5 protein-coding genes and 1 rRNA gene are annotated in these 6,519 nt (G+C 70.2%); 5 read left to right on the forward strand and 1 reads right to left on the reverse strand.

All coding sequences use genetic code 11. The features are described from left to right. Positions 1-80 precede the first annotated feature (80 nt). From ACZ5ON_RS08040 to ACZ5ON_RS08050, 3 genes are all read left to right on the forward strand, one after another. Positions 81-1,064 carry a cation diffusion facilitator family transporter gene (locus ACZ5ON_RS08040; RefSeq protein ID WP_465587094.1) on the forward strand — a complete coding sequence of 328 codons (984 nt, stop codon included), beginning with the start codon at positions 81-83 and terminating at the stop codon, positions 1,062-1,064. 258 nt (positions 1,065-1,322) lie between these two features. Beyond that, positions 1,323-2,771 (forward strand): adenosylhomocysteinase, encoded by a 1,449-nt coding sequence (gene ahcY / locus ACZ5ON_RS08045; protein ID WP_465587097.1) that lies wholly within the window; start codon positions 1,323-1,325, stop codon positions 2,769-2,771. Positions 2,772-2,867: 96 nt separating this feature from the next. Then, positions 2,868-3,506 carry a hypothetical protein gene (locus ACZ5ON_RS08050; protein WP_465587100.1) on the forward strand — a complete coding sequence of 213 codons (639 nt, stop codon included), beginning with the start codon at positions 2,868-2,870 and terminating at the stop codon, positions 3,504-3,506. Positions 3,507-3,551: 45 nt separating this feature from the next. On the opposite strand, the gene ACZ5ON_RS08055 is transcribed toward ACZ5ON_RS08050, so the two are convergent. After that, positions 3,552-4,517: an RDD family protein gene (locus tag ACZ5ON_RS08055; RefSeq protein ID WP_465587104.1), complete on the reverse strand. Its 966-nt coding sequence runs from the start codon at positions 4,515-4,517 to the stop codon at positions 3,552-3,554. Between the two features lie 327 nt (positions 4,518-4,844). Here ACZ5ON_RS08055 and ACZ5ON_RS08060 point away from each other — a divergent pair, with 327 nt between their 5' ends. Both ACZ5ON_RS08060 and ACZ5ON_RS08065 read left to right on the forward strand, forming a co-directional pair. Beyond that, the gene (locus ACZ5ON_RS08060) at positions 4,845-5,849 is read left to right on the forward strand and encodes a stage II sporulation protein M (RefSeq protein WP_465587111.1); all 1,005 of its coding nucleotides are present in this window, start codon (positions 4,845-4,847) and stop codon (positions 5,847-5,849) included. Positions 5,850-6,441: 592 nt separating this feature from the next. Next, positions 6,442-6,519 (forward strand): 16S ribosomal RNA (locus ACZ5ON_RS08065); the annotation flags it as partial.

The following is a 6,519-nucleotide window of genomic DNA, read 5'->3' on the forward strand; positions in this document are numbered from 1 at the left end:
CGGGGCCTCGGATACTGTGTGCGGTCACCAGACCGAGCGAGGGCCGGGTCGCCCCGGCCGTAGGGAGACCGGAACCGGGCATGAGCACCGAAGGCGGCACCAAGGCACTGGTCGCGGCGCTGTCCGCCAACCTGGCGATCGCGGCGGGCAAGTTCACCGCCTTCGCCTTCACCGGGTCCTCGTCCATGCTCGCCGAGGGCGTCCACTCGGTGGCCGACTCGGGCAACCAGGTACTGCTGCTGGTCGGCGGCAGACGGGCCGCCCGGGCGGCGGACCAGGAGCACCCCTTCGGCTACGGGCGCGAGCGGTACGTCTACGGCTTCCTGGTCGCGATCGTGCTGTTCAGCGCCGGTGGCCTGTTCGCCTGCTACGAGGGCTACCGGAAGATCAGGGAGCCGCACGAGCTGGAGAGCTGGCCCTGGGCCGTCGGGGTACTGGTGTTCGCCATCCTGATGGAGGGCTGGTCCTTCCGCACCGCCTACCGGGAGGCCGGCGCGGCCAAGGGGGCGCAGAGCTGGCCAGAGTACATCCGTCGGGCCAAGGCCCCCGAGCTGCCCGTCGTGCTGCTGGAGGACACCGGCGCGCTGGTCGGCCTGGTGCTCGCCCTGCTCGGCGTCGGCCTCACCGTCCTCACCGGGAACGGGATCTGGGACGGCGTCGGCACCCTGGCCATCGGTGTGCTGCTGGTGGTGATCGCCGCGGTGCTGGCACTGGAGACCAAGTCGCTGCTGATCGGCGAGTCCGCCGACAGCACGGTGGTCGGGCGAATCCGCGACGCACTGGTCGACCACGACTCGGTGACCAGCGTGATCCACATGCGCACCCTGCACCTGGGGCCGGAGGAGTTGCTGGTCGCCGCGAAGATCGGGGTCAACGCCCGGGACAGCGCCGCCCGCGTCGCCGAGGCCATCGACGCTGCCGAGGCCAGGGTCCGCAGGGCCGTGCCGATCGCCCGTGCGATCTACCTGGAACCGGACGTCTTCAGCGCCGAGAAGGCCGCCGCCGGCCCTGATCCGGAGGCCACCCCCGGCGGCCCGGGCCCGCAGCACCGGGCCGAGGAGTGAGCCGGGCGCCCGCCGGCCGAAACCGCCCGTACCGGGCCGTGCGCGCGGCCCCTCGGTGTAGATTCGTCACCAGAGCCAAACGTCGCTGCTGATGGCGGTCGATTCGGTGGCGCGGTCGCCGTACCGTGCGTACCGGTCGAGGGAGAGAGGTCCTCCGACGGATTGTGCCGCAGCAGAGCGCCGAGCCGTCGGGCACTCTGCTGCCGAGCACACCCGAAACCAGACCACGCGCAACCCCACGCAGCGAGGAGCTGACGCATGTCGTCGAACAACACCGGTGACTTCAAGGTCGCCGACCTCTCCCTGGCGCCGTTCGGCCGCAAGGAGATCCAGCTGGCCGAGCACGAGATGCCCGGTCTGATGGCCATCCGCGAGGAGTACGCGGCCTCGCAGCCGCTGGCCGGCGCGCGGATCACCGGTTCGCTGCACATGACGGTGCAGACGGCGGTGCTGATCGAGACCCTGACGGCGCTGGGTGCCGAGGTCCGCTGGTGCTCCTGCAACATCTTCTCCACCCAGGACCACGCGGCCGCCGCCGTCGCGGTGGGCCCGGAGGGCACCCCCGAGAACCCGCAGGGTGTGCCGGTCTTCGCCTGGAAGGGCGAGACGCTGGAGGAGTACTGGTGGTGCACCGAGCAGGCGCTGACCTGGCCGGACGGCCAGACCCCGAACATGATCCTGGACGACGGCGGTGACGCCACCCTGCTGATCCACAAGGGCGTCGAGTTCGAGAAGGCGGGCGAGGCTCCGGACCCGTCCACCGCCGACAACGACGAGTTCCGGATCATCCTGGAGCTGCTGAACCGCACCCTGGTCGACTCGCCGTCCAAGTGGACCGAGATCGCCGCGACGATCAAGGGTGTGACCGAGGAGACCACCACCGGTGTCCACCGCCTGTACGAGATGCACCGGGACGGCAAGCTGCTGTTCCCGGCGATCAACGTCAACGACTCGGTCACCAAGTCGAAGTTCGACAACAAGTACGGCTGCCGCCACTCGCTGATCGACGGCATCAACCGGGCCACCGACGTGCTGATCGGCGGCAAGGTCGCGGTCGTCTGCGGCTACGGCGACGTGGGCAAGGGCTGCGCGGAGTCGCTGCGCGGCCAGGGTGCCCGCGTCATCGTGACCGAGATCGACCCGATCTGCGCGCTGCAGGCGGCGATGGACGGTTACCAGGTCGCCACCCTGGACGAGGTGGTCGAGACCGCCGACATCTTCATCACCACCACCGGCAACAAGGACATCATCCTGGCCTCCCACATGGAGCGGATGAAGCACCAGGCCATCGTCGGCAACATCGGCCACTTCGACAACGAGATCGACATGGCCGGGCTGGCGAAGCTGCCGGGTGTGGTGAAGACCGAGGTCAAGCCGCAGGTCCACGAGTGGCGCAAGGCCGACGGCAAGACGATCATCGTGCTCTCCGAGGGCCGCCTGCTGAACCTGGGCAACGCGACCGGCCACCCGTCGTTCGTGATGTCCAACTCGTTCGCGAACCAGACCATCGCGCAGATCGAGCTGTTCACCAAGACCTCGCAGTACCCGATCGGTGTGTACGTGCTGCCCAAGCACCTCGACGAGAAGGTCGCCCGGCTGCACCTGGACGCGCTGGGCGTCAAGCTCACCACGCTGACCCAGGAGCAGGCCGACTACATCGGCGTCCCGGTCGAGGGCCCGTACAAGGCCGAGCAGTACCGCTACTGAGCCGACCCGATCCCGACCCTACGGCCGGCGCACCCGCGTGGTGCACCGGCCGTACCGCTTGCCGGCGCGGCACCCCGCCGACGTAGGCTTCGGACCATGCCCAACGGCCGGTACTCGCTGCACGACACACACGACCACCTCCTGCTGGGCGAGGAGCGCTTCAGCTGCGCACCCGGCCCGGCTGGATGGCGCTACGTGTCCAAGACGTACGGCCCTGACGGCGCGGTCATCGGCACCACCGACCTCACCCTGGACTCCCGAAGCCGTCCGCTCCGCCTCGAACTGAGGGCCGGCGGCTGGCAGGTGCGCGGGGGAGCGGTGGACGGCGTCACCTGGGTGAGGGCGGACGCCGCCGACCCCGGGGGCGAGCAGGCGGTGGAGGGCCACGACCGGGCGCACGCCTTCACCGGCAGCTCCCCGGCGTTCCTGGTCGCCACGGCCCGGCTGCTCCGACTCGACCCGGGCGCGAGCGCGCGGGTACGGCTGGTGGCCTTCACCGAACCCGTGCTCGCCCCGCGCACCCTGGACCAGGGCTGGCTGCTGGAGTCCGTCGAGACCCACCCGACCGACAGCGGGCCGCTGCAGGTGGAGCAGTACCAGGTCGCCGACCTGGAGACCGGCGAACAGCAGATCGTGCACCTCGCCGGGGACGTGGTGCTCTCGGCGGCCGGCATCGAGCTGGAGGAACTGGAGTCCCCGCCGAACCCCTGGCCCGCCGCCGGCCACTCGAGCTGAGCCCTCCGTCCCGAGCCGGGCTCCCCACTCGGGAGGGCGGCCCGCTCAGGAGGGCGGCGCGAAGCCGCCGGCCGAGTGCGGGGGCTGGGACTGCTGCGGTGGCCGGGCGGGCTCGGGCGCCGCGGGCCGCGGGGCCTGCTGCGGCTGCACGGGCCCGGCGGGCTGCGCGAACTCCGGCCGGGCCGGGGGCTGCGGGGGCTGGTACGGCTGGTACGGCGCCTGCGACGGTGCGCCGGCCCCGTAAGCGCCGGTCACCCGGGCCCACTCGCGCCGCTGCCGCTCCGTCAGCACCGCCCCCAGGTACCCCGCCGGGTGCACCCCGGACGGCGCCGGGTGCCCGGTGTAGGAGACCAGGTCCCCGGCCAGCCGCTGGGCCATGCCCAGCGCCACCGAAGGGTCGAGTTCGCCCAGCCGTGCGAGGTACTGCCGGATGGCCAGCCACAGCGCGTCCGGCACCGCCGAGAGGTCCAGCGCGACGAGCTCGCCACCCAGCGACTGCATCAGCTCCGGCGGCAGCGCGGGCAGCATCCCGCGCCCCCGGCCCGCGCCGGGAACCCGCTCGCGGACCACCAGGCTGCCCGAGAAGACGTCGCCGAGCCGCCGGCCCTGGGAGTCGACCAGCGAGGTGATCACCGCGGGGACACCGGTGAAGATCACGATCTCTGCGAACCCCACCAGCCCGCGCACCAGCGAGTGCCGGAACCGCACCGGCCCCCCGTCGCTGCGCACCACCCGAAGGCCCATGACGAGCTTGCCGAGCGACCGCCCGCGCGACAGCGTCTCGACCAGGATGGGCAGCCCGACCAGGAAGAACACCGTCAGCCCGAGCGAGAGCGCGGCCCCCGCCGCCACGTCGAGATCAGGCGTCAGCGCGGCCACCGCGATCACGGTGACGACGAGCGCGACCACCTCCACGAGCAGATCCAGCGCGATCGCCAGCGCCCGGCTCGGCAGCTTCGCCGCCCGCAGCCCGAGGACGACCGCCTCGCCCGTCACAAGGTTGCTCACCACACCCCGCCCGTTTCTTCCTCGACGCCGATCCGCTCCGGCCGCGGGTACCTCCGCGTGCCCCGCGCACCGGGCACCCGAGCGCCGGGTACCCGTGCACCGCGCGCACCCCGCCGTCCGGTGCCCCCGCGATCTCCAGCGGCAAACATACGGTGACCCGTTGCGCCCCGGTAGACCGGACCCGTACCCGGCCGGTATCCGATGCGTACGGGCGTACGCCCTCTGGCAAGCTAAGCCGGACAGGGCCCGGCCCCGGCGGGCACGCGCCCGTCCCGCTGTCTCCCGCCGCCCGCTGTTTCCCGACACCGCCTCTGCCCCGGAGTGAGCCGCATGGACCTGGACGTCTTCGTCGCTTCCCACCAGGCGGAGTGGCACCGTCTCGAGGTCCTCAGCAAGCAGCGCAGGCTCAGCGGTGAGGAGGCCGACGAACTCGTCACCCTCTACCAGCGGGCCACCAGCCACCTCGCCCAGGTTCAGGCCGCCGCACCCGACCCGACCCTGGAGGGCCGGCTCACCACCCTGGTCGCCCGGGGCCGCAACGCGGTGACCGGCAGCCGGTACTCGTCCTGGCGGGACGCCGGCCGCTACTTCGCGGTGAGCTTCCCGGCGGCCCTCTACCGGTCACGTCGCTGGTGGCTCCCGATCGCCGTGATCTCCCTGCTGGCCTCAGCCCTCATCGGCTGGTGGATCGCCGCCCACCCGGAGGTCCGGGACAGTCTCGCCGCGCCCGAGCAGATCCACGACATGACCAGGCCCGGTGGCCAGTACGAGACCTACTACTCCGACCGCCCCGCCAGCTCGTTCGCCCTGCAGGTGTGGACCAACAACGCCTGGATCGCCGCCACCTGCCTGGTGTTCGGAGTCGTCCTGGGCATCCCCGTGCTGTGGGTGATCTTCCAGAACGTCCTGAACCTCGGTGTGGCCCTCGGACTGATGGCCTCCGCCGGCCGGCTCGACTTCTTCCTCGGCCTGCTGCTCCCGCACGGCCTGCTCGAACTGACCGCCGTCTTCATCGCCGCCGGAATGGGCATGCGCCTCGGCTGGACCGTGATCGACCCCGGTCCCCGCCCCAGGTCCACCGCTCTCGCGGAAGAGGGCCGTGCCACCGTCGGCATGGCCCTCGGCCTGGCGGCTGTGCTGTTCACCAGCGGCATCCTGGAAGCCTTCGTCACGCCGTCCGGCCTGCCGACCTGGGCCCGGATCGGCATCGGGGTACTGGCCGAGGTGCTCTTCCTGATGTACGCGCTCGTCCTGGGCAAGCGCAGCGCGGCCCGCGGCGAGCTCGGCGACGTCGAGGCGGCGGACCGGGCGGACCTTCACCCAGTGGCCGCCTGAGCGCGATGTGCCGGTCACCCCTCTGACCTGGTAGTCTCATGATCACCCCGGCAGGCCATTGACGTGGTTTTGACGGGCTAGTAGGTTTGAACGGTTGAGACACGGGCTGGACAAGACGAGTCTCAAGCGCTAGTGTCTACAGACACAGCCAAGTCGAGGCAGTGCACCGTCCACGTACGGAGTACTCGGCCAGGCAAAACACTCGAGACTGAGCAGTCCGAAGCTTTTGATAAGCTTCACCGTGAAGTCAAAGGAACTCCCTCCAGTGGGAATTCAGAGAAGCGAAACTCCGGAAAACGGAGCGGAAAACATCTGATAAACTGGAAACACGAAAGAACGAAGCGCCCGGAGGGTCCGCTGGAAGGCGGCCTGAAGGAAGCGTCCGTTCCTTGAGAACTCAACAGCGTGCCAAAAGTCAACGCCAGATATGTTGACATCCCCGGCCTCGGATCCTTGTGGTTCGTGGTTGGAGATTCCTTTTGAAATACACAGCGAGGACGCAGTGCGCGGGGCTACCTCATTCCGGTGGTTGCCGTGCCGCTCAACGCGAGTGTGAACCGGCTGCTTTTAATCGAGCATGGCCGAGTAATCATTCACGGAGAGTTTGATCCTGGCTCAGGACGAACGCTGGCGGCGTGCTTAACACATGCAAGTCGAACGGTGAAGCCCT

The sequence above is a fragment of the Kitasatospora sp. NPDC032150 genome (assembly GCF_055579945.1).